Raw genomic sequence first — 18,728 nt, 5'->3', positions numbered from 1 at the left:
TCGAACATCTTGTTCAAGGTGAGCCGGTTATGTATTACCGTTCACCTTATATACTGTGTATGAATAGTGAATGGGGGCGACAACAATGACAACGAAAACGGGCTACGATCTGGTGATGCGTACGCTACACTGGCTATCAACGATTGTGATTATCGGCCTTTTCGCTGTTGGTCTCTGGATGGTCGACCTCAGTTATTACAGCACTTGGTACCAGACCGCGCCGCATTGGCATAAATCAATCGGATTGTTACTTGCGCTCACCACGCTGGTCAGATTGGTGTGGAAAGTCACTCACACCATGCCGGCGGTAGAGGGCAAAACGTGGGAACGGAAAGCGGCAACAGCGGGACATCATACAATCTACCTGTTGCTCATCATTTTATTCGTTTCTGGTTATCTGATTTCAACCTCAGATGGCCGAGGCATAGATGTCTTCACCTGGTTTACCGTGCCAAGCGCCGGTGAGCTTTTTCCTAACCAGTCAGACATTGCTGGGGACGTACACTACTACGTTGCCATTACCTTGATTGTGTTGGCCGCCGGCCACGCACTCATGGCACTTAAACACCACTTTATTGATAAAGACAATACGTTACGGAAGATGATCGGAGGAAACTCGAAATGAAAAAACTCATGTTAGCCATGGGAATGAGCGCCGCGACACTCTTATCTGGGCCTGCACTTGCAGACACTTATATGATTGACACCAAGGGCGCACACGCCTCGGTCAACTTCAAAGTGCCACACCTGGGTTACAGCTTTATCAAAGGTCGCTTTAATCAGTTTGACGGCCAGTTTGAATTCGACCCAAATAACATTGGCGCATCAAGTGTGTCGGTGACGATTGATACAACCAGTGTCGATTCTAACCACGCTGAGCGTGATAAGCACATTCGTAGCGGTGACTTCTTGGATGTAGGCGAATATGGCCAAGCATCCTTTGAAAGCACCAACGTCACCGACAACGGCGACGGCTCAATGACCATTGCAGGCGATCTCACCTTGCATGGCCAAACCAAGCCGATTGAAATCGACGCGGAACTGGTCGGCCACGGTGAAGATCCATGGGGCAACTACCGCGCAGGCTTTATGGGTAACACCCGTCTTGAACTCGAAGACTTCGGTATTCCTACCATGGGCCCTGCCACCTATGTTGATATGGAGCTGCACGTAGAAGGTATTCGCCAGTAAACCAACGTCAGTCGATATCATGAGTAAGCCTCGGGTCTTCCGAGGCTTTTTTTTGTCGCATACTGAAACCCAATCGTCATAGTTGTTGTCTAGGATGGGCAGCATGAAAAACAATCAGCAATTAGCTATGACGGCACCTATCAACATCGCATTTTTCGATCTCGACGAAACCCTTATCGCCACTGACACCAAGCAAGCGTGGCTTGAGTATCTTTGCCAGCGCGATCTCGCCCCACAAAATGTGGTTGAACAAGAAAGGCAAGCCTATCTCGATTTCAAAAAAGCGCGGATTAATCTTGAGCAATACATGCACGTTCAGCTCACGCCAGTGAGGGGGCAATCGACTCAAACTGTCGAGCGCTGGGTCACTGATTTTATCGATAGACAGGTCGCGCCAGTCGTGGTGCCCCAAGCATTAGAGCGGATTGAATGGCACCGTAACCGTGGTGATCACTGTGTGCTGGTGTCTAATACTGCCGCACACCTGGCAAGACCGATTGGCGAACTACTCAAACTCGATACCGTGATTGCGATTGAGCTCGAAACCATAAACGGGGTGTATACCGGCTCCATTTCTCATTGTGTGCGCGATTTTCGTGGTAAGCATGACTACATGCAGGCATGGCTATCTGACCGCCATGACACCGTCGGCCATACCTACGGCTACAGTGATTCGCACTGGGATGTGCCCTTGCTTGAGCAAGTTGATAATGCATTTGCAGTCAACCCCGACCCACACTTAAGCCTGCACGCGCAGGAGAAAGATTGGACTATAATGGAATGGGCCAGGCACGATACCATTCGTGATTGAATGTGCGTTCTCTCTGTATGCAACCCCACATGGGTTGTAGCAATGATCGATTACAGCAATGATCGATTACAGCAATGAATGGGCGCTATCCGCGCCCTTTTTATCAATACTTACTTGAGAATGATTATCATAACCGTTATCTTTAACGTATGATCGGCTGGCGACCTCACGCCGTAGTCACACGCATAATGAACGAGATTAACGCTTATGAGAAAACACCTGCTAATTATTGCGGCGCTCTTGCTCTCTCCGATAGCGCACGCCGACCAATTAAAACACGCGGACAAGCTAAAAGTGGTGACCAGCTTTACCATTCTGGCTGATATGGCCGCCAACGTAGCGGGCGAGCATGCCGAGGTAGTGTCGCTTACTAAACCCGGCGCGGAGATCCACAATTACCAACCCACTCCGGGAGATATTCTGCGTGCGCAAAGTGCGGATGTGGTGATGTGGAACGGATTAGGCTTAGAGCGCTGGTTCAAACGTTTTTTCCAGCACATTGATAAGGTGCCGAATGTGATCTTATCTGACGGGGTGGAGCCGATTGTGATTGCCTCGGGCCCGTATCGTGGCAAGCCCAACCCCCACGCGTGGATGTCGCCCTCTGATGCAATGCGATACGTTGATAACATCGAGCAAGCCCTGATTAAGTACGACCCTGCCAACCAAACGCACTACCAAGCCAATGCCAAAGCTTACAAGGCACAAATTCAAGCCGTGTTCGCGCGTGCGCAAGATGCTTTATCCGCTGTCCCCGACGCCCAGCGTTGGTTGGTGAGCAGTGAAGGCGCGTTTTCTTATCTGGCACGTGATTTGAACCTCAACGAAGCCTATTTATGGCCGATTAACGCTGAGCGCCAGGGCACACCGCAACAAGTGCGCGCGCTGATTGATACCGTGCGAGAACACCAAGTGCGTGCTGTCTTCTCCGAAAGCACCGTGTCTGATGCCCCCGCCAAACAAGTCGCCGCGGAGACCGACGCACACTATGGCGGCATTTTATATGTCGATTCGCTCAGTCAAGCTGACGGACCCGTGCCTGACTATCTATCCTTACTGACAGTTACCACAGAAACCGTGTTAGCGGGGTTGCGCCATGACGCACTATGATTTAACCGACGGCACGCCCAGTGTGTTAGATGTCAACGAGGTACGTGTCGTCTATCGAAACGGCCTGTGTGCTCTTGAACACGCCAGCTTCTCGCTACCCGCGCAAACCATTACTGCCTTGGTGGGTGCCAATGGCAGCGGCAAATCCACCTTGTTTAAAGCGATCATGGGGTTTGTGAATCCCGGCAGTGGCAGCATTGCAGTCAACGGCACTCCGATCAAGCAAGCACAAAAAGCAGGCTTGGTCGCTTATGTGCCTCAATCGGAGGAGATTGATTGGTCGTTCCCGGTGTTAGTGGAAGACGTGGTGATGATGGGTCGCTACGGCAAGATGTCATTTATGCGTCGCCCCAAAGCGGCGGATCATCAAGCGGTGGATGAGGCCTTGGCTCGGGTAGATATGAGTGCATTTCGCCAGCGCCAAATTGGTGAACTGTCCGGCGGACAGAAAAAGCGCGTTTTCCTCGCCCGCGCGCTGGCTCAGCACAGCCCGCTGATTTTACTGGATGAGCCTTTTACTGGCGTAGATGTCACCAGTGAAGAGTCGATTATGCGTTTGCTGCTCGAGCTCAAAGACGAGGGCAAAACCATTTTAATCGCCACCCATAACCTTGGCACCGTACCCGACTTTTGCGATCGCACCGTCCTAGTCAATCGCGCGGTAGTAGCAGGCGGACACACTGAGCATGTGTTTACCACCGAGAACCTGAGTGCCATTTTTGGCGGCAAACTGCGCCAGTATGTCATGCCTAGCGATCAGCTCCACCAAGACGCCGATCCGCGCGAGCTGTCGGTGATTTCCGACGACGAGCGGCCCTTGGTGGTGTATGGCAAGCGCGAACAAAGCGCGCAGGAGCGCCGCGAATGAGCTTACTCGATCCCCTCGCCTATCAATACATGCAAAAAGCATTGCTGGTCACCACCTTGATTGGCTGCGTGTGCGGCTTGCTCTCTGCCTTTTTGATGCTCAAAGGCTGGTCGCTGATGGGCGATGCCCTCTCTCATGCGATTGTACCGGGCGTTGCCGGCGCTTATATTCTGGGCTTGCCCTTTTCACTCGGTGCCTTTGTTGCCGGCGGCATGGCCGCGAGCGTGATGCTGTTTTTGCACCAACGTAGCCACATCAAACAAGATGCGATCATCGGTTTAATTTTCTCGAGCTTTTTCGCCTTCGGGCTCTTTCTGGTCTCGATTTCGCCCGTCGCGGTCGATATTCAACAAATTATGCTGGGCAACTTACTTGCCATTGCCCCACTCGATGCGGTGCAAATGCTAGTCATTGCCTTGGTGAGCCTCACCGTACTGGCGGTGAAATGGCGTGATTTTATGCTGACCTTTTTTGATGAAAGCCATGCCCGCTGCATTGGCTTGCCAGTCGTAGGGCTCAAAGTGCTGTTTTTTGCGCTGCTCAGCGCTTGCACCATGGCGGCACTTAAAAGTGTCGGTGCCTTTTTGGTGATTTGCTTGGTGATCGCCCCCGGCGCCACCGCCTATTTATTGAGTGATCGCTTCGGGCCCGTGTTGGTGCTGAGTGGTGTCATCGGTACACTCACCTCACTGTTTGGGGTGTATATCAGCTATTTCGCTAACCTTAACGCCGGCGCACTGATTGTGCTGGCCCAAGTGGGACTCTTCTTAGCCGCCTTTGTGTTTGGCCCCAAACACGGGATCCTCGCGCGGCGCGCCAAACGTCAGGAGGCACTGCAATGAATCCGTATCAACTGACTTTTATGCAAGATGCCTTGCTGATGGCCGTCTTGGTAGCGCTGCCCTGTGCGCTGCTTTCTTGCTATTTGGTGTTAAAAGGCTGGTCATTAATTGGCGACGCCGTGGCACACGCGGTGCTGCCGGGATTGGTGCTAGCAAACTTATTTGGCCTGCCGCTGATTGTCGGCGCGTTTGCCGCAGGATCTGCATGCGCCACCAGTGTGCATTGGCTCAAACAAAATAGCCGTGTGAAAGAAGACACCTTGCTGGGAATTGTATTTTCTGGCTTTTTCGCGCTGGGGCTGATTTTGCAAGGCCAGTTCCCGTCTGATTTGCACCTTGATCATATTCTATTTGGCAACCTGTTGGGGATTAACCACCAACAGCTGCTCACCGCCGCCATCACCGGCTTAGTCGTGCTGGCGCTTGTGCTGCTTAAAGGGCGAGATTTAATGCTGCTATCGTTCGACCCCGCACAAGCCAGCGTGCTCGGACTCCCCGTGCAGAAACTTCACTGGCTTCTGCTCTCGGTAATGATTGCCACCATTGTGGCGGGGTTACATGCCGTGGGGATTATCTTAGTGGTGGCGATGTTGATTGCACCGGGCGTCACCGCCTTTATGCTCAGCAAACAATTTAGCCGCATGCTATGGATTGCCTGTGCCATTGCTTTAGTCACCGCCGTGGGCGGCGTCACCCTGTCGTTTTACCTCGACAGCGCACCCGGCCCGACCATTGTATTGCTGCTCACCGGCTGTTTTGTGGTGACCTTCGCGTGGCAGCAATATCAAATCCACCGCAACCAACAGCGCCCACAGCCGACGCACCAAACCACAAAAGCAACGCGCTCTGCGACAACGCATTCAGCGCAATCGCACTAATCGGCATCGCGACGGACACAACCGCATCCCAACCAGAGCAGTGCGCGAAACGGAGCCCTCGTTCTAATCGCGCACCACCCCACCAACCCGACTCGTCCCTTGGCGCTCTAACCAACTTCTTGCACCCACCTCACAAAATATGGCTTACCTAACACTTTGGACAATAGCGCACGAAAAACAAAACAGCCCTTGATAGACTAATTCCAAGTCTACCAACTCAATGGCGTGTTAGGTGCCGACACCAGCAATGAGCGAAGTGGAAAAGTTTCATGAGTTAGCTAAAGACGCGGGAAATCGTCTGCGAGCATATATACTTTCGGTCTCATCCGGTGCCACCGGTGTGTTTTTCTTTGCTCTCACTAGTACTCAGGCAGGTTCGCTCTCTCACGTAGAAAAGTGGATGCTTGCAACCGCGTTGGTAGGTTTCGTCCTAACTGTAGCTATTTGCCTTTATGAGTTGAGAGTTGATGCGCAGCGTTTCTTTGCCTTAGCTACAGAGCTTGAAAAACCCCAAGCTGAGAGATCGTGGAATAATAACGAGAACTATAAACGAAAGCGCTACTGGCTTGTTCATCCCTCATATATAACTTTGACAATATCAATTATTGTGACGTGTGCTTACCTAATACCAAGTATTGTTAGCAATTAACAAACCAAGGCAATGGGATATGATTTCTTTGTTGCGCTCAGAAACGGAAAATGTGTTCCTGTTTGTGGGTGTTAAATTTGGCCAGCTAGCCCTAAGGAGATTTTGAGTTATGGAGTTTGAGGACATACTCCTACTAGCTATCCTGGTCGTTGCAGCCTATATCTGGATAATTACCCAAATTAAGAAGAAGAAAAAGGGACGGTTTTACGCTGAAAAGAATGCGGAATTACAGGAAAAGCGCTTGCGGGAGATGCAGAAGCCGCTCCCGAAACACATGCAAAGAGCATTGTCTCAGTTTAAAGCTGAATACCAGGAGAACCCTGGGACGTTTGAATCGATGCATGAATTTTCACCACTTGCTTGTTTTGGGTACAAAGTCGGCAAAACGAATGGGCTGCCTGAGCGTCTGCGGCGCGAGATCATCTACTTTACTTGGTACGCAGAGATCCCGTCAATTGTGCCTCTCCAATATGCCCTAGAGTGGGGGGAGCCTGGTACCAGTAAAAGGTTTTCTAAGATTCAAAGCCATTTGTCTATGCTTGCGAATCAGAGACGCTCGCGAAGAGGTTATGAGGTTGCCGTCTCTCACTGGGACTCGGATGTAAATTGGTTTCGTGAAAATCACTCAGACTTGGCTTATGAGTATAGTCAGTTCGGATTCAAAAGTTAGCAAGGTGGTCAGCTGGACAGCCAATTAGCTATGCTCTATTGTCGCTCTCCACTACTGGCATTGACAGCAGGCAAATACGTATAGAACGATGATTTAGCCATTACGATAAATGATTCGAAGTAATATAATGAATGCCTAATGGACAACACAAGCATAGCACATGCATACCATGCATAAACAAACCCAGCGTGTATATTCAAATTCGCAGCCGGAGGACACGTGACTTTATCCATCCATACCGAGGTAGCTCCAACGTTTTCTTTGGCAGCACAACAGAATGCATATCCATTGCTAAAACGGGTATTAGTTACCTGCCCAGAAGATGCTGGAAATACTGTTGCGAAACACGTCAGGGACATTCGCGTTAAGCTGATATGTGAGCCGCAATTCGTTGAACCTGAGGAATGGTTAATTGATCGCCTTGAATCGGGTCAATCGATTAAGCTCCAAGATCGGCCGTTAAAACCCCATTACGAAAAGCTTGCGGGACTCACTGAAGAAGTGGTTGTCCGATTGATGTTCTCAGTTTCATATGTCGACGCTGCGGGCACTACTCAGGAGCTCTGTACTAATCATCAAGTTAATGTCCTACCTGCTGATTACTGGGGCGGAGAGTCTAGACAGGCCGAACTATTGGCCGCTTTTGTGCAACCAAATATACATACCGTCGAGTCAATCACCAGCTGTGTTGCACAAAGTTTAAGAAGTACTGGGCGGAATAGTGCGATAGATGGCTATCAGTCAAATACGCGAGAGCGCCCGTTCCTTTTTGGTTCAGCTCTCTGGTCGACTCTATTCAATGAAAGGCTAATGTACCTGTCACCTCCAAATGGGTGGGCAAAGTTGGGCCAACGAATCCGCCCTGCTGCAGATATTCTCGAACACAAAACGGCCGCATGTCTCGATACCTCAGTGCTTTTTGCCAGTTGCCTGGAAAATATGGGGCTAAACCCTGTGATAGCACTCACCAAAAGCCATGCTTTCGCTGGCTTTTGGTTAATAGACGAATGCTTCCCAATTCTTACGAACGATGACCCTATCGATCTACGAAAACGCATGGATACCTCAGATATTGTGATGTTTGAGACCACGCTAATCACAAACGATACTCCGGTTACCTTTAAGCAGGCTATTGAACGTGCGAAGACGTTACTCGAAGAAGATCACGAGTCTGAGTTCGTGATGCTGATCGACATAAAGCAGGCACGGGCGAGACGGGTTAAGCCAATCGGAGTGGTTGAGGAAAAAACAAATGCGGATACCCGATTGGGTGAAAACGGCCATTCCTCTACAACACTAGGTATAGATGCAGCGCCTGCTCTACCACCTGTACGGACTGATGAGCGCGTGATTGAGGATGCACCGCACACCCGTGTCGATACGTGGCAACGTAAGCTGTTGGATCTTACCAAGCGAAACCCACTTCTTAACGTCAAAAGCTCTGCATTAAAGCTCTTTTGCCCTGACCTGGCGAGCCTTGAAGACATGCTGGCCGCTGACCAGATCTTTAGCTTTATTTCAGCCGAGGAGACTCCTTTGGTTGATAAAGCACGAAGTGCTGAGGTATTTCGCCTGAATACAGGAGCCGACCTTCACCGCGAATTTGCACTTCAACAGCTGAACAACAAAAAGCTAATCATCAATGACACAGTTAAACGCAAAGACGCAAAACTAGTTGATTTACTCCGTAAAGCTAAAAACGATCTCGAAGAAGGCGGCAGCAATACCCTTTTTCTTGCAATCGGCATGCTGCGCTGGAAAGAGATTCCTGAAAGCGATAAATCGTTCCGTGCTCCATTGATCTTGTTGCCAGTTAAGCTGGAGCGTCGTAGCGCCCAAGCTCCCGTAAAAATGCGTCAATTACCGGACGAGGAGCCTATATTTAACCTCACGCTCATCGAGATGCTGCAGATAGATTACGACATTAATCTTGATCGTCTGCGCCATGAACTCCCTGAAGATGAATCTGGGGTAGACGTTGAAGAGGTTTGGAACATTGTTCGCGCTGCAATCAAAGAGCAGCCTGGATTCATTGTAGTCGAGGAAATTGTTCTCGGCTCTTTCTCGTTTGCAAAATATTTGATGTGGAAGGATCTCAAAGAGCGAACTGAGCTCCTGAAGCAAAGCCCCTTTGTAAAACATTTAGTTGACAACCCGGCTGATGCTTACCAGCAACAAGGAGCCTTCATCAAGCTTGATCAAGTAGATGAAAAGATTAGACCTGAATCCTTCTACGCTCCTTTTAATTGTGACGCATCTCAAATGGTCGCTGTAGATGCTTCCACACATCCACAGGACTTCGTATTGGAGGGACCACCCGGAACTGGTAAATCGGAGACGATTGCCAATCTCATTTGTCACAATATTGCTGTGGGGCGGAAGGTACTTTTCGTCGCCGAGAAAATGGCAGCACTGCAAGTTGTATATCGTAGGATGGAGAAAGCTGGACTCGCACACCTGTGCCTGGAGCTACACTCCAATAAAGCAAACAAAAAATCTGTTTTGGATCAGTTGGGGGCCGCTTGGTCTCATCGTGAATCTGCAGTTCAGACCGACTGGATAAGCAAAGCACAGAAGCTCGAAGAGGTTCGTGAGGGTCTAAACAAATACGTAGCTGAACTCCATCGTCAGCATGCACTTGGCCTTTCTGCACGTGATGCCATGGCGCGCGCTATTCGTTTTGAACACGAGCATCCGTTGAGACTCGCTTGGAGCGACGAGTTATCACAAGCGCCTGTTAAAACTGAAGCGGATCTTGAGCCCTATTTAAAAACCGCGAGCGAGTTGGGGATTGCTTTTGGGGACATTGAAGATCTTGATCCGAATATCTTCGCCTCAATATCTCACGTAGAGTTTTCTAATCAGTGGCAAGCCGAAGTAATTTCTCTTGCGAAACGGATAGAGATTGCAGCCGAGCGATCACGTTCAAGTGCCGATACGTTGCTCTCGGCAATCGGTTTACAAACCGATTCTCTCTCGACGCGTACTGTCTCTCAGTTATCGAGCCTCAGTGCACTTTGCGACTTGGTGATGACGGGAGAAGTCGATTTCGCACTTCAGAATGGCGGCCCAGCACGTATAAAAGCATTGAGTGACAGTGTTGCATTGCACCGTCAATTACATGAGAAGGTTGCGTCATTCGGATATAACCTCAAATGGCAAATGCTCGAAGAGTGTGATTGGGAACAATGGATTAGTCGTCGAAATGAGGCTACTGGTTTTTTTGGGTTCATTAAACGTTTTAGCCTGCGCAAAACCATCAGATCCGCCGGGCTGGACAAAGTTGATGACCTATCGGTACTAGAGTCTGGGATCGAGGCCAGGGAAATACTCAAGAAATTAAAGTCCGTTTCGTCGAATATTGGCAGCACATCTGCTTGGCCGGGAATCGATGCCGATGCGAATAAACTGACCAACACACTCGACAAGGGCGAAACAGCGCTCACTCTCTTTAGAAGGCTTGTTGGCGCCTTTTCTGACCCTATCGATGCGTCTAGTGTACTCAGGAAACAGCTGGTGGACGGGCGAGATTTCTTATCAGAGAGTTCTAAGATCGTAACCGCGTCACGTAGTTTGGATGAAGACAGCCAGGCGCTAGCGTCGTTGATCAGCGACGCAGAAAAGTTAAATATCACCGTCAATACTGATCATGAGCTCATCAAGGTTGGTACCGACTTCCGATCAATTAGAGAGCAAGGTCAGCGCTTGAATCGCTGGTGTCGATGGTTAGCCATGAAGAGAAAGGCATCGCTTTATGAACTCGAACCGCTGTCGACTGCGCTCGAAAGTCGAGTAATTTTACCGAAAGACTGCGAAAACAATGCCATGACTGCCTTGTGTGTCTGGTTGGCACCCAAGCTTATTGATCAAAGCCCATACCTCGTTCAGTTCGCGGGAGCGTCTCATGAATCGACGATTGAGCGATTCAGGGAGCTTGATGCCGATGTATCTAAAACAACCGCTGAATTCATTTTCGCAAAAACAGCCGGCAATGTGCCTGATCGCAATGCATCAAATACACCTCCCGAGTACGGTGTGTTGGCGCGGGAGCTTACGAAAAAATCGCGGCACAAGCCTGTCAGAGCTCTAGTCAACGAAATGGGTAGTACCCTAACTGACTTGGTGCCTTGCTTTATGATGTCGCCACTATCAGTGGCTCAATTCTTACCCGCTGATTTTGCACTGTTTGATCTAGTCGTATTCGATGAAGCATCTCAAATCACGACATGGGACGCTGTAGGTGCAATTGCCCGAGGAAAGAATGTGGTGGTTGTAGGAGACCCCAAGCAGATGCCTCCTAGCAATACATTCGGGCGCAAGGAAGAAGAGGACTCCGACGAAGGCGACCTGGAATCCATATTGGACCAAGCTCTTGCGGCACGTTTACCCCATATCCGTTTAACAGGCCACTACCGCAGCCGTCATGAGACGTTAATTGCGTTTTCGAACTCTCACTATTATGAGAATCAACTAACCACTTTTCCCTCAGCAGAAACGAAACAAAGTGCTGTGTGTCTGCATCGTGTAAACGGTGTCTACGCTAAAGGACGTGGACAAACCAACTCAATTGAGGCACAGGCGATCGTGAGGGAGGTTGTGCGTCGTTTAGAACGTATGCTTAACGACGAACAGCCTACAAAATCGATGGGTATCGTCACAATTAACTCTCAGCAGCAGCGACTAATCGAGGATCTCCTAGATGAAGCGCGACGCGGAAACCCGAACTTGGAGTGCTTCTTTACGACGACTGGTTCGTTTGATCCAGTTTTTGTGAAGAACCTCGAATCCGTGCAAGGTGACGAGCGAGATATCATTGTTCTTTCATTGACTTATGGACCAACGGAGCCGGGTGGTCGCACCATGAGTATGAACTTCGGGCCACTCAATAAACAAGGTGGTGAACGTCGCTTGAACGTCGCAATAACGCGAGCTACAACCGAAGTATTGGTCTTCTCAAGTTTCGACTCGTCCATGGTGGATTTATCGAGAACACAGGCGACGGCGGTTGAACACCTCAAAAACTATCTGGAGTTCGCAGAACGTGGTCCCGTCGCGCTAGCCGAATTTAGCTTCGCAAACTATGGGGTTGATCAGTTCGACTCCGATTTTGAGCAGGCAGTGGCCATACATCTCCGTGCGAATGGTTGGAAAGTTCAGACACAAGTCGGCGTATCAAAATTTCGTGTCGACCTTGGAATCATCCATCCAGATAAACCAGGCGAGTATCTTGCTGGTATTGAGTGTGATGGTGCGACCTATCATAGCTCACCATCTGCCAGAGACCGCGATCGTGTTCGTCAGATAATTCTTGAGAACTTGGGTTGGCGGATCCTCCGATTATGGTCAACGAATTACTTCCAGGACCCGGAATATGTAATGAAAAAGCTTCATGAAAATCTTGAAGCTCTCCTAACAGCAGATCGAGAGCAAGATCAAACATCGGCCGAAGGAGATACTAGCGACTCAGAGGTGTTAGAGGCAGACACTTTGGTCAATGAATCCAAAACCGAGACAGAATCAGAGCAGGTTGAAGCTCATACAGTGGCGGGAATCACACCTTATTTTCCAGTCGAACGAGATCAAGAAGCGGCAGGAGATCGTGGTAATGAATACGCGGAGGCCCTGCCACAGCTCGAGGATGCCTTGGCTGACCTACCCTGTTATGACAAAGATCGTTATTTTCAGGTAGAGCATCGAATGAATCTAAGTCATCTAGCTAAATCGATATTGGAACGAAAAAACGGCATTACATTACATGAGCTGACGCTCGACATCGCGCATAAACATGGGCTGAATCGAAGTTCCCGCAAACAAAGGCAGCACCTACGTGATGTCATCAAAGATTGGGCAGGTTTCTGGCGCGAAGGAGAAGAACGCACAACAGTATGGCTTTCTCCAAATGACGTTAGCGATGAGATTCCATGGCGAGGATTGTTCGCGTTCGGCGTGGAACGTGATTGGAAGGAACTCTGTTATCAAGAGCAATTAGGTGTTGCTCGCGCAGCACTAACCGCCCAGCCTAACGATCCTATCGATTGGTTGTTCTGCGAGTTTCAGATAGCTCGCCGTCACAGTTCAACAGCGACAATATTCCAGAAATGGGTAGATAGAATTGAATCTGGCTGATGGCCTTGTAAGCGTATAGACTGGCTTATTCAGTTCGATATCTTGTCCTTTGGCACCATTGGCGCTACGCCTAACTATCCACGTGAAGTAGCGAAGGCGGCACTGAGTGCCAATGCAGCAGCCGTTATCTTTGTGAACAACCACCGTTCGAGGATTGCCAAGCCATCACAGGCAAATCGCCATATCACTGACAAGTTTACCAAAGAACTGAGTCTATCGATGCACCTCTGTCGACTGGCACAACTGCATCCAGGCCTCGGCGGTGCGTGAGACATAACGCTCGCCGTGCCAGACTAAGCCGAGTTGCCATTCAATCGCTGGGCTTATCGGCTTTACTAGTAATAACTCACTGTCTTCCAAGCTGGCACTAAGGCGCTGGCATAAGGGCGCAGGTAAAAACGCCACCCCAGCACCACTTTTCACCAAGGCGGCTAAAAAATCCCACTGACTGCTACGCGCGGCAATGGTCGGCTGATAACCATGCTCTTCACAGCGGGCAATAATCCGATCGCTTAAGGTAAATTCGGCGCTATATAGATAAAACGGCTCGTCTTTTACTGCCTGCCATGTCAGGCTTTTTTGCGCACGCCACGCGGCTTGGTTAGGCAGCACTGCATAAATGGGGTGAGTTTGTAAGGGTAAGCTTTGTAAGCACTCAGGCTGGGTGTCAGTGAGCATGGTGATTGCCACATCAATCTCACCATTGATCAGCGCTTGTTCGGTGCGCCGCCCCCCGTATTCAACAATACTGAGCGCGACATTTGGGTAGCGCTGACGGTACTCACGCAACACATTGGCATACAGCGGCCCTATCATCGGTGGCATCCCCAATCTAAGCTGACCGCGCGCCAGTTGGTTGAGATCGTCCAGCTCGGTATTTAGCTGCTCGAACTCAGCAATAATGCTCTGCGCGCGCTGATACACCACCTCTCCAGCATCGGTTAACCAAAACCGCCTTCCCTCTCGGTGCAACAACGGCTGACCCACATCTTGCTCAAGGTTACGCACCATTTTACTGATTGTCGGTTGCGTCACATGCAACGACGCCGATGCGGCAGTAAAGCTCTGCTTTTCCACCAAGGCAATAAAATAGCGCAACGCACGAATATCCATAAACGGCCCTTAAAATCTAATCGTTAACCATGCCATTTTGGCATAGTTGATGGCGAAAAAAGCAGAGGAACTGGCACTTCTTACCATACGTCACTAGGTTACGCTTTCGGTAACATGAAGCAGTCTCTCATCAAGTCTCGCTCACCGCGTTTGATACCTGCTTCTTTTGCCAAGCACTCCCATTTAGACACGGCCTGGGCGACTTGACGATAAATTTTATCAGCTGTTTTCACATCAAGTTGAAAGTACTCCGCCACCTCAAACGCTAGGTCAATATCTAAAGCATTATCTTTGTCGTCAATATTTAAGTGCAGACCGTGGGCATGTTGTGTTGAATTGATGTCGTAGGCGGGTGACAGTCGCCAACCTGTCGTGTCAAAAATAAAGCCATGATTACGTAGGTGATCGTCACTATTGGCAACCATGATATTAAACAGTATACGCCTCCAAAGCTGTGCCAAATCCGCCCGCGTATTAGAACCGTTCTGGATAAGAAATTCCGCTAACTCTAAGTAGCTCGCTCCATCATCATTGCCATCGAAATATTCAAGCTGTGTCATTGCTGACGTAAATTGCAGTCTCCTACCGTCATCGGTACGATCAAATCGTTTAGTCAAGAAAATATGGTGGTCTGAGCCAATGGCCTGCACCTTACATTCAGCCATATTGATCCCTGAGTCCAAGGCCATTTGGTACACCAAGTATTCCCACAGGCCAATATCATAATCGTCATATCGACTTGGAAATTTTGCCAACCATAAAGTACCATCGACATCTCTTACAGAAGCTTTCGGCCTAGCTCCGCCCAACGATGACCCTGGCGAGATAAGCATATTCAACCATTTAAGGTAGTCAGGATTATCAAAGTCGGGTTTGTCCTCGATGCCTTGCGCTGCACATTCTAGCTCCGCGAGTGAAGTCATAGCTGGAGCCGCCAGATCGTCATTGTCGTCAAGAAAATTGCCACCATGCTCGGTGCAAAACCTTAAAGCGCCCATTCTAAAAGAGTCATGAACACCGAGGAGATAGTCGGTTTCGTATAATGTGTTCGCTCTACGTCCCTCAATGCGGGCTATAACAGCCTCTCGACGTTGCATCAGCAAGCGCCCCCATCGATCAGGGCAAGAATCCAAGAATATCTTGAAGTTTTTGTCATCTTCAGCGTGCTGCTCGCCACTATATAAATGAAGGCAAGGGTCGATTTGAGAAACATACTTAGATTTAAGCCAGGTCTTGTCATAGCAAAAGCTGAAATGCTCTTTACCACGGATTCGCGATGCTCTCAGTGTCCCAATAAACAAGGGCGGCTCAGTTTCAATCCAATCGGCGTAGACAAAGATTTCCATTCGTTTGATGCCCTATCGTCTCGTTTTCAACAACTCGATATCTTGCAGTTTCCTACCAAGTTCATCATCGAGCGCGACTTTACCTAGATCGTCTAACAAACCTAGTACGGCGAGCACATTAACATAATGGCCCAACGACACTGTCGGATCGCCTTTTGTGATTTTTCGTAGCGTTGGTTTCGAGATCCCTGTGCGCTGATGCATTCTATCTTGACTGATCCCTCGACGTTTCATCGCCAATAAGATGTTTTCACCCAATTGATGCAATATTTTCATCTGCCGCGGGAACACAGTGGCACCGCGTTTGGGCGGCGCTTCCTTATCATACTTCATCATAATGAAACTAAAACTCGATATAAGTCCAATTCATGAAATTATAGTTTCATATCATCATGGGATCAAAGGCAACCCGCTAAGACTCTATTTTGTCAAAGACAACATGACGGACTGTTAACAAATGAAACTATAAATTATTTTTAAGAAAATATATGAAATTATAGTTTCACTTTAACGCCAGGCATGTATGACGAAAAACTGATTCCTCACGGGACTAGGTCGTCGCTAACGCAGCTTTATCGCTCAACAAATCATGCCATTTTGGCATAGCTTAAATAAAAAAAAGTCACTTTATTCACTCTCCGCCAAGACGTAAACTATGAGCCATCTCACAGATTCTTGGCACGCCTTCGATGCAATTGATTAAAAACGCCTTACTTACCTTACTGCAAGTCTTTGTCTTAGCAGGCATTTGGTTTTTGTCTGATTGGTTGGTCACAACCTTTGCTATTCCACTACCGGCCAACCTCACCGGTATGTTGCTGTTATTAGGCGCATTGATGTTGAAAATTGTCCGTGCCGATTGGTTGCGCCGCGGGGCGGCGTGGCTGTTAGCCGAGATGTTGCTGTTTTTTGTGCCGGCGGTGGTGGCGGTGGTCAACTACCAAGATTTATTGCTGCAAGAAGGCGGTAAGATCATGGTTGTTCTGATTTTAAGTACCGCGATGGTGATTGCGTCAACCGCTTGGGTGGTCGATAAGGTGTATCGTTTTGAGGTTAAAATGGCGCGCCGCCGCAGTAATCATCACCACACGCATCATCCTGATTTAAAACCGGAGTGCTAAGCCATGATGTCTGCTTTACCTGCTTGGCTTCACGCCTCGTTATTAAGCGTTACCTGCTTTTTAATGACCCTTGGCTTTTATTACATGAGTAAATGGCTGTATCGCCGTCATCCCTCGATTCTGGTGATGCCATTGTTGCTCGCGCCCTTGCTGATTGTCGCGGTGGTAGTCGGGTTTAATATTCCGTATCAAGACTACATGGCGCAATCCTACTGGCTGCTGTGGCTGCTGGGTCCGGCGACTGTGGCGTTTGCGATCCCTGTGTATGATAACCGCGCGCTCATCCGCCGCCATTGGTTATCCCTGTCAATCGGTGTCACTGTGTCGGTGCTGGTCGCGATTACCAGTACTGTGGTGCTAGCGCGGGTGTTTGAGCTGTCTGAACTGCTGCAACGCAGTTTGGCGATGCGCTCAATCACCACCCCTTTTGCCGTCGAAGCCACCAAAGCGATTGGCGGGCAAAGCGATCTCACTGCGCTCTTTGTGGTTCTCACTGGGGTGATTGGCATGGCGATTGGTGAAAGTATTCTGACCGTGATTGCGATTCGCTCGCGCTTAGGACGCGGCGCAAGTTTGGGCGCATCAGCACACGGAGCAGGCACCGCTAAAGCTTATCAAATAGGCCATGCCGAAGGGGTGGTGTCGAGTGTAGTGATGATGATTGCTGGCATGGTCACTGTGTTGCTTGCCCCTGTGTTGGGTCAGCTGCTTTGGTAGGTGATCGCTAAGGGCTTTTCTGCGCTACGTTATCTGTAACAACAGAAAAGTGGGAGAGGATGAAAGTTTCTGCTTGGCACGCAGGTCTTTATCCTCACCAACCCTAATAACGAGGCGATCATGAAACAGCACAAATCAATGTGGCGCGTTATCGCGTTTACAGCGTTCAGTTTGCTATCGATAGCAAGTTATGCGGCGGTGAAAGATACCGCCACCACAGACCAAGGTTACCAAAAAGCGACCCTTGCGGGCGGCTGCTTTTGGTGTACAGAATCTGATCTTGAAAAGCTCAACGGTGTGATTGATGTGGTGTCTGGCTACTCAGGCGGTGAGCTTAAAAACCCCACCTATAAAGAGGTCTCGTCCGGCACCAGTGGACACATTGAGGTGATTGATGTCACCTATGATCCTAACGTCGTGAATTATGAACAGGTGCTGGATCAGTTTTTCCGTCATATCGACCCCACCGATGACCAAGGCTCGTTCGTTGACCGTGGCCCGCAATATCGTCCCGCGATCTTTTATCGCTCTGAAACACAAAAACAAATTGCCGCGGATTTTATGGCGGAAATTGAAGCGTTAGGCGTGTTCAAAAAGCCGCTGAAAACCGAGTTAATCCCGTTCGAGAAATTTTGGCCAGCAGAAAGCTATCATCAGGATTACTACAAAAACCACAGCATTCGCTATAGCTACTATCGCTATGCATCAGGGCGTGACCAGTATCTGGACGAGATTTTTGGTGACGATCGCAAAGACAATCCGGTCACCTTGCGTGAGATGATTGATGCGCAAAAAGCGGAAGAGATGACATCAACGAATACTCGCTACTCGCGCCCCTCGGATGAAAAAATCCGCGCGATGTTGTCAGACATTGAGTACGAAGTCACTCAAGAAGACGGCACTGAACCCGCGTTCCGCAATCGATATTGGGACAACAAGCAAGCGGGGATTTATGTGGATATCGTATCGGGCGAGCCGCTGTTCTCCTCTACTCATAAATACAAATCCGGTACTGGCTGGCCAAGCTTCACACAGCCCATCAATGAGCAGTATGTGGTTACCAAGCCGGATAACTCCCTGTTCTACACACGCACCGAGGTCCGCAGCAAAGTCGCCGATTCGCACCTTGGCCATGTGTTTGAGGATGGTCCCGCCCCCACCGGCTTGCGCTATTGCATGAACTCAGCCGCGATGCGCTTTGTGCCCGTCGATAAAATGGCCGATGCCGGTTATGAGGATTATCTCTATCTGTTTGAATAAACCAACCTTTGCGTGATTGGCTTGTA

At 49.4% G+C, this 18,728-nt stretch carries 17 protein-coding genes; 14 read left to right on the top strand and 3 right to left on the bottom strand.

Annotated features, from left to right (window positions below):
• Positions 1–85 precede the first annotated feature (85 nt).
• From N8M53_RS15040 to N8M53_RS14990, 11 genes are all read left to right on the top strand, one after another.
• A complete protein-coding gene (locus N8M53_RS15040; protein WP_269580157.1) occupies positions 86–625 on the top strand; it encodes a cytochrome b in 540 nt (179 codons plus the stop codon).
• Positions 622–1,191: a YceI family protein gene (locus N8M53_RS15035; RefSeq protein WP_269580156.1), complete on the top strand. Its 570-nt coding sequence runs from the start codon at positions 622–624 to the stop codon at positions 1,189–1,191. The genes N8M53_RS15040 and N8M53_RS15035 overlap by 4 nt, the downstream gene beginning before the upstream one ends.
• A gap of 103 nt (positions 1,192–1,294) precedes the next feature.
• Positions 1,295–2,002: an HAD family hydrolase gene (locus N8M53_RS15030; RefSeq protein ID WP_269580155.1), complete on the top strand. Its 708-nt coding sequence runs from the start codon at positions 1,295–1,297 to the stop codon at positions 2,000–2,002.
• Positions 2,003–2,209: 207 nt separating this feature from the next.
• Entirely contained in the window at positions 2,210–3,112 is a 903-nt protein-coding gene (locus N8M53_RS15025) for a metal ABC transporter substrate-binding protein (RefSeq protein WP_269580154.1), read from the top strand.
• Positions 3,099–3,980, top strand: coding sequence for an ATP-binding cassette domain-containing protein (locus N8M53_RS15020; RefSeq protein WP_102504549.1), 882 nt, complete (start codon positions 3,099–3,101; stop codon positions 3,978–3,980). The genes N8M53_RS15025 and N8M53_RS15020 overlap by 14 nt, the downstream gene beginning before the upstream one ends.
• Positions 3,977–4,822, top strand: a complete 846-nt coding sequence (locus N8M53_RS15015) for a metal ABC transporter permease (RefSeq protein ID WP_269580153.1) — start codon at positions 3,977–3,979, stop codon at positions 4,820–4,822. The genes N8M53_RS15020 and N8M53_RS15015 overlap by 4 nt, the downstream gene beginning before the upstream one ends.
• The gene (locus tag N8M53_RS15010) at positions 4,819–5,700 is read left to right on the top strand and encodes a metal ABC transporter permease (RefSeq protein ID WP_152798562.1); all 882 of its coding nucleotides are present in this window, start codon (positions 4,819–4,821) and stop codon (positions 5,698–5,700) included. Before N8M53_RS15015 ends, N8M53_RS15010 begins: the two co-directional genes overlap by 4 nt.
• A 247-nt stretch (positions 5,701–5,947) precedes the next feature.
• Positions 5,948–6,349, top strand: coding sequence for a hypothetical protein (locus tag N8M53_RS15005; protein ID WP_269580152.1), 402 nt, complete (start codon positions 5,948–5,950; stop codon positions 6,347–6,349).
• 109 nt (positions 6,350–6,458) lie between these two features.
• Complete coding sequence (locus N8M53_RS15000) at positions 6,459–7,019, top strand: hypothetical protein (RefSeq protein ID WP_269580151.1); 561 nt, start codon at positions 6,459–6,461, stop codon at positions 7,017–7,019.
• Positions 7,020–7,238: 219 nt separating this feature from the next.
• Positions 7,239–13,145: a DUF4011 domain-containing protein gene (locus N8M53_RS14995; RefSeq protein ID WP_269580150.1), complete on the top strand. Its 5,907-nt coding sequence runs from the start codon at positions 7,239–7,241 to the stop codon at positions 13,143–13,145.
• Between the two features lie 42 nt (positions 13,146–13,187).
• Positions 13,188–13,415, top strand: a complete 228-nt coding sequence (locus tag N8M53_RS14990; RefSeq protein ID WP_269580149.1) for a JAB domain-containing protein — start codon at positions 13,188–13,190, stop codon at positions 13,413–13,415.
• Here the strand turns inward: N8M53_RS14990 and N8M53_RS14985 are convergent.
• From N8M53_RS14985 to N8M53_RS14975, 3 genes are all read right to left on the bottom strand, one after another.
• Positions 13,359–14,258 (bottom strand): LysR family transcriptional regulator, encoded by a 900-nt coding sequence (locus N8M53_RS14985; protein ID WP_025674566.1) that lies wholly within the window; start codon positions 14,256–14,258, stop codon positions 13,359–13,361. The two genes, N8M53_RS14990 and N8M53_RS14985, sit on opposite strands and share 57 nt — an antisense overlap.
• A gap of 98 nt (positions 14,259–14,356) precedes the next feature.
• Positions 14,357–15,604 carry a type II toxin-antitoxin system HipA family toxin gene (locus N8M53_RS14980; protein ID WP_269580148.1) on the bottom strand — a complete coding sequence of 416 codons (1,248 nt, stop codon included), beginning with the start codon at positions 15,602–15,604 and terminating at the stop codon, positions 14,357–14,359.
• Positions 15,605–15,616: 12 nt separating this feature from the next.
• The gene (locus tag N8M53_RS14975; protein WP_051503382.1) at positions 15,617–15,880 is read right to left on the bottom strand and encodes a helix-turn-helix domain-containing protein; all 264 of its coding nucleotides are present in this window, start codon (positions 15,878–15,880) and stop codon (positions 15,617–15,619) included.
• Between the two features lie 413 nt (positions 15,881–16,293).
• On the opposite strand from N8M53_RS14975, the gene N8M53_RS14970 reads away from it, so the two are divergent.
• The 3 genes from N8M53_RS14970 to msrB all read left to right on the top strand — a co-directional run bounded on the left by N8M53_RS14970 (position 16,294) and on the right by msrB (position 18,702).
• Positions 16,294–16,725 (top strand): CidA/LrgA family protein, encoded by a 432-nt coding sequence (locus N8M53_RS14970; RefSeq protein ID WP_046075946.1) that lies wholly within the window; start codon positions 16,294–16,296, stop codon positions 16,723–16,725.
• A 6-nt stretch (positions 16,726–16,731) separates the two neighbouring features.
• Positions 16,732–17,442: an LrgB family protein gene (locus tag N8M53_RS14965; RefSeq protein ID WP_069589951.1), complete on the top strand. Its 711-nt coding sequence runs from the start codon at positions 16,732–16,734 to the stop codon at positions 17,440–17,442.
• 120 nt (positions 17,443–17,562) lie between these two features.
• Positions 17,563–18,702 (top strand): peptide-methionine (R)-S-oxide reductase MsrB, encoded by a 1,140-nt coding sequence (gene msrB / locus N8M53_RS14960; RefSeq protein WP_269580147.1) that lies wholly within the window; start codon positions 17,563–17,565, stop codon positions 18,700–18,702.
• Positions 18,703–18,728 lie beyond the last annotated feature (26 nt).

It is taken from the genome of Salinivibrio kushneri (assembly GCF_027286325.1).
Taxonomy (GTDB): Bacteria; Pseudomonadota; Gammaproteobacteria; order Enterobacterales; family Vibrionaceae; genus Salinivibrio; species Salinivibrio kushneri_A.
The sequence above is the reverse complement of the archived record's forward strand: the minus strand, read 5'-3'. Positions and strand labels throughout refer to the sequence as shown.

Bases quoted from the DNA above. Each gene is read 5' to 3' on its own strand.
- N8M53_RS15040 (WP_269580157.1), top strand. From the start codon at position 86: ATGACAACGAAAACGGGCTACGATCTGGTGATGCGTACGCTACACTGG.
- N8M53_RS15035 (WP_269580156.1), top strand. From the start codon at position 622: ATGAAAAAACTCATGTTAGCCATGGGAATGAGCGCCGCGACACTCTTA.
- N8M53_RS15030 (WP_269580155.1), top strand. From the start codon at position 1,295: ATGAAAAACAATCAGCAATTAGCTATGACGGCACCTATCAACATCGCA.
- N8M53_RS15025 (WP_269580154.1), top strand. From the start codon at position 2,210: ATGAGAAAACACCTGCTAATTATTGCGGCGCTCTTGCTCTCTCCGATA.
- N8M53_RS15020 (WP_102504549.1), top strand. From the start codon at position 3,099: ATGACGCACTATGATTTAACCGACGGCACGCCCAGTGTGTTAGATGTC.
- N8M53_RS15015 (WP_269580153.1), top strand. From the start codon at position 3,977: ATGAGCTTACTCGATCCCCTCGCCTATCAATACATGCAAAAAGCATTG.
- N8M53_RS15010 (WP_152798562.1), top strand. From the start codon at position 4,819: ATGAATCCGTATCAACTGACTTTTATGCAAGATGCCTTGCTGATGGCC.
- N8M53_RS15005 (WP_269580152.1), top strand. From the start codon at position 5,948: ATGAGCGAAGTGGAAAAGTTTCATGAGTTAGCTAAAGACGCGGGAAAT.
- N8M53_RS15000 (WP_269580151.1), top strand. From the start codon at position 6,459: ATGGAGTTTGAGGACATACTCCTACTAGCTATCCTGGTCGTTGCAGCC.
- N8M53_RS14985 (WP_025674566.1), bottom strand. From the start codon at position 14,258: ATGGATATTCGTGCGTTGCGCTATTTTATTGCCTTGGTGGAAAAGCAG.
- N8M53_RS14980 (WP_269580148.1), bottom strand. From the start codon at position 15,604: ATGGAAATCTTTGTCTACGCCGATTGGATTGAAACTGAGCCGCCCTTG.
- N8M53_RS14975 (WP_051503382.1), bottom strand. From the start codon at position 15,880: ATGAAAATATTGCATCAATTGGGTGAAAACATCTTATTGGCGATGAAA.
- N8M53_RS14970 (WP_046075946.1), top strand. From the start codon at position 16,294: ATGCAATTGATTAAAAACGCCTTACTTACCTTACTGCAAGTCTTTGTC.
- N8M53_RS14965 (WP_069589951.1), top strand. From the start codon at position 16,732: ATGTCTGCTTTACCTGCTTGGCTTCACGCCTCGTTATTAAGCGTTACC.
- msrB (WP_269580147.1), top strand. From the start codon at position 17,563: ATGAAACAGCACAAATCAATGTGGCGCGTTATCGCGTTTACAGCGTTC.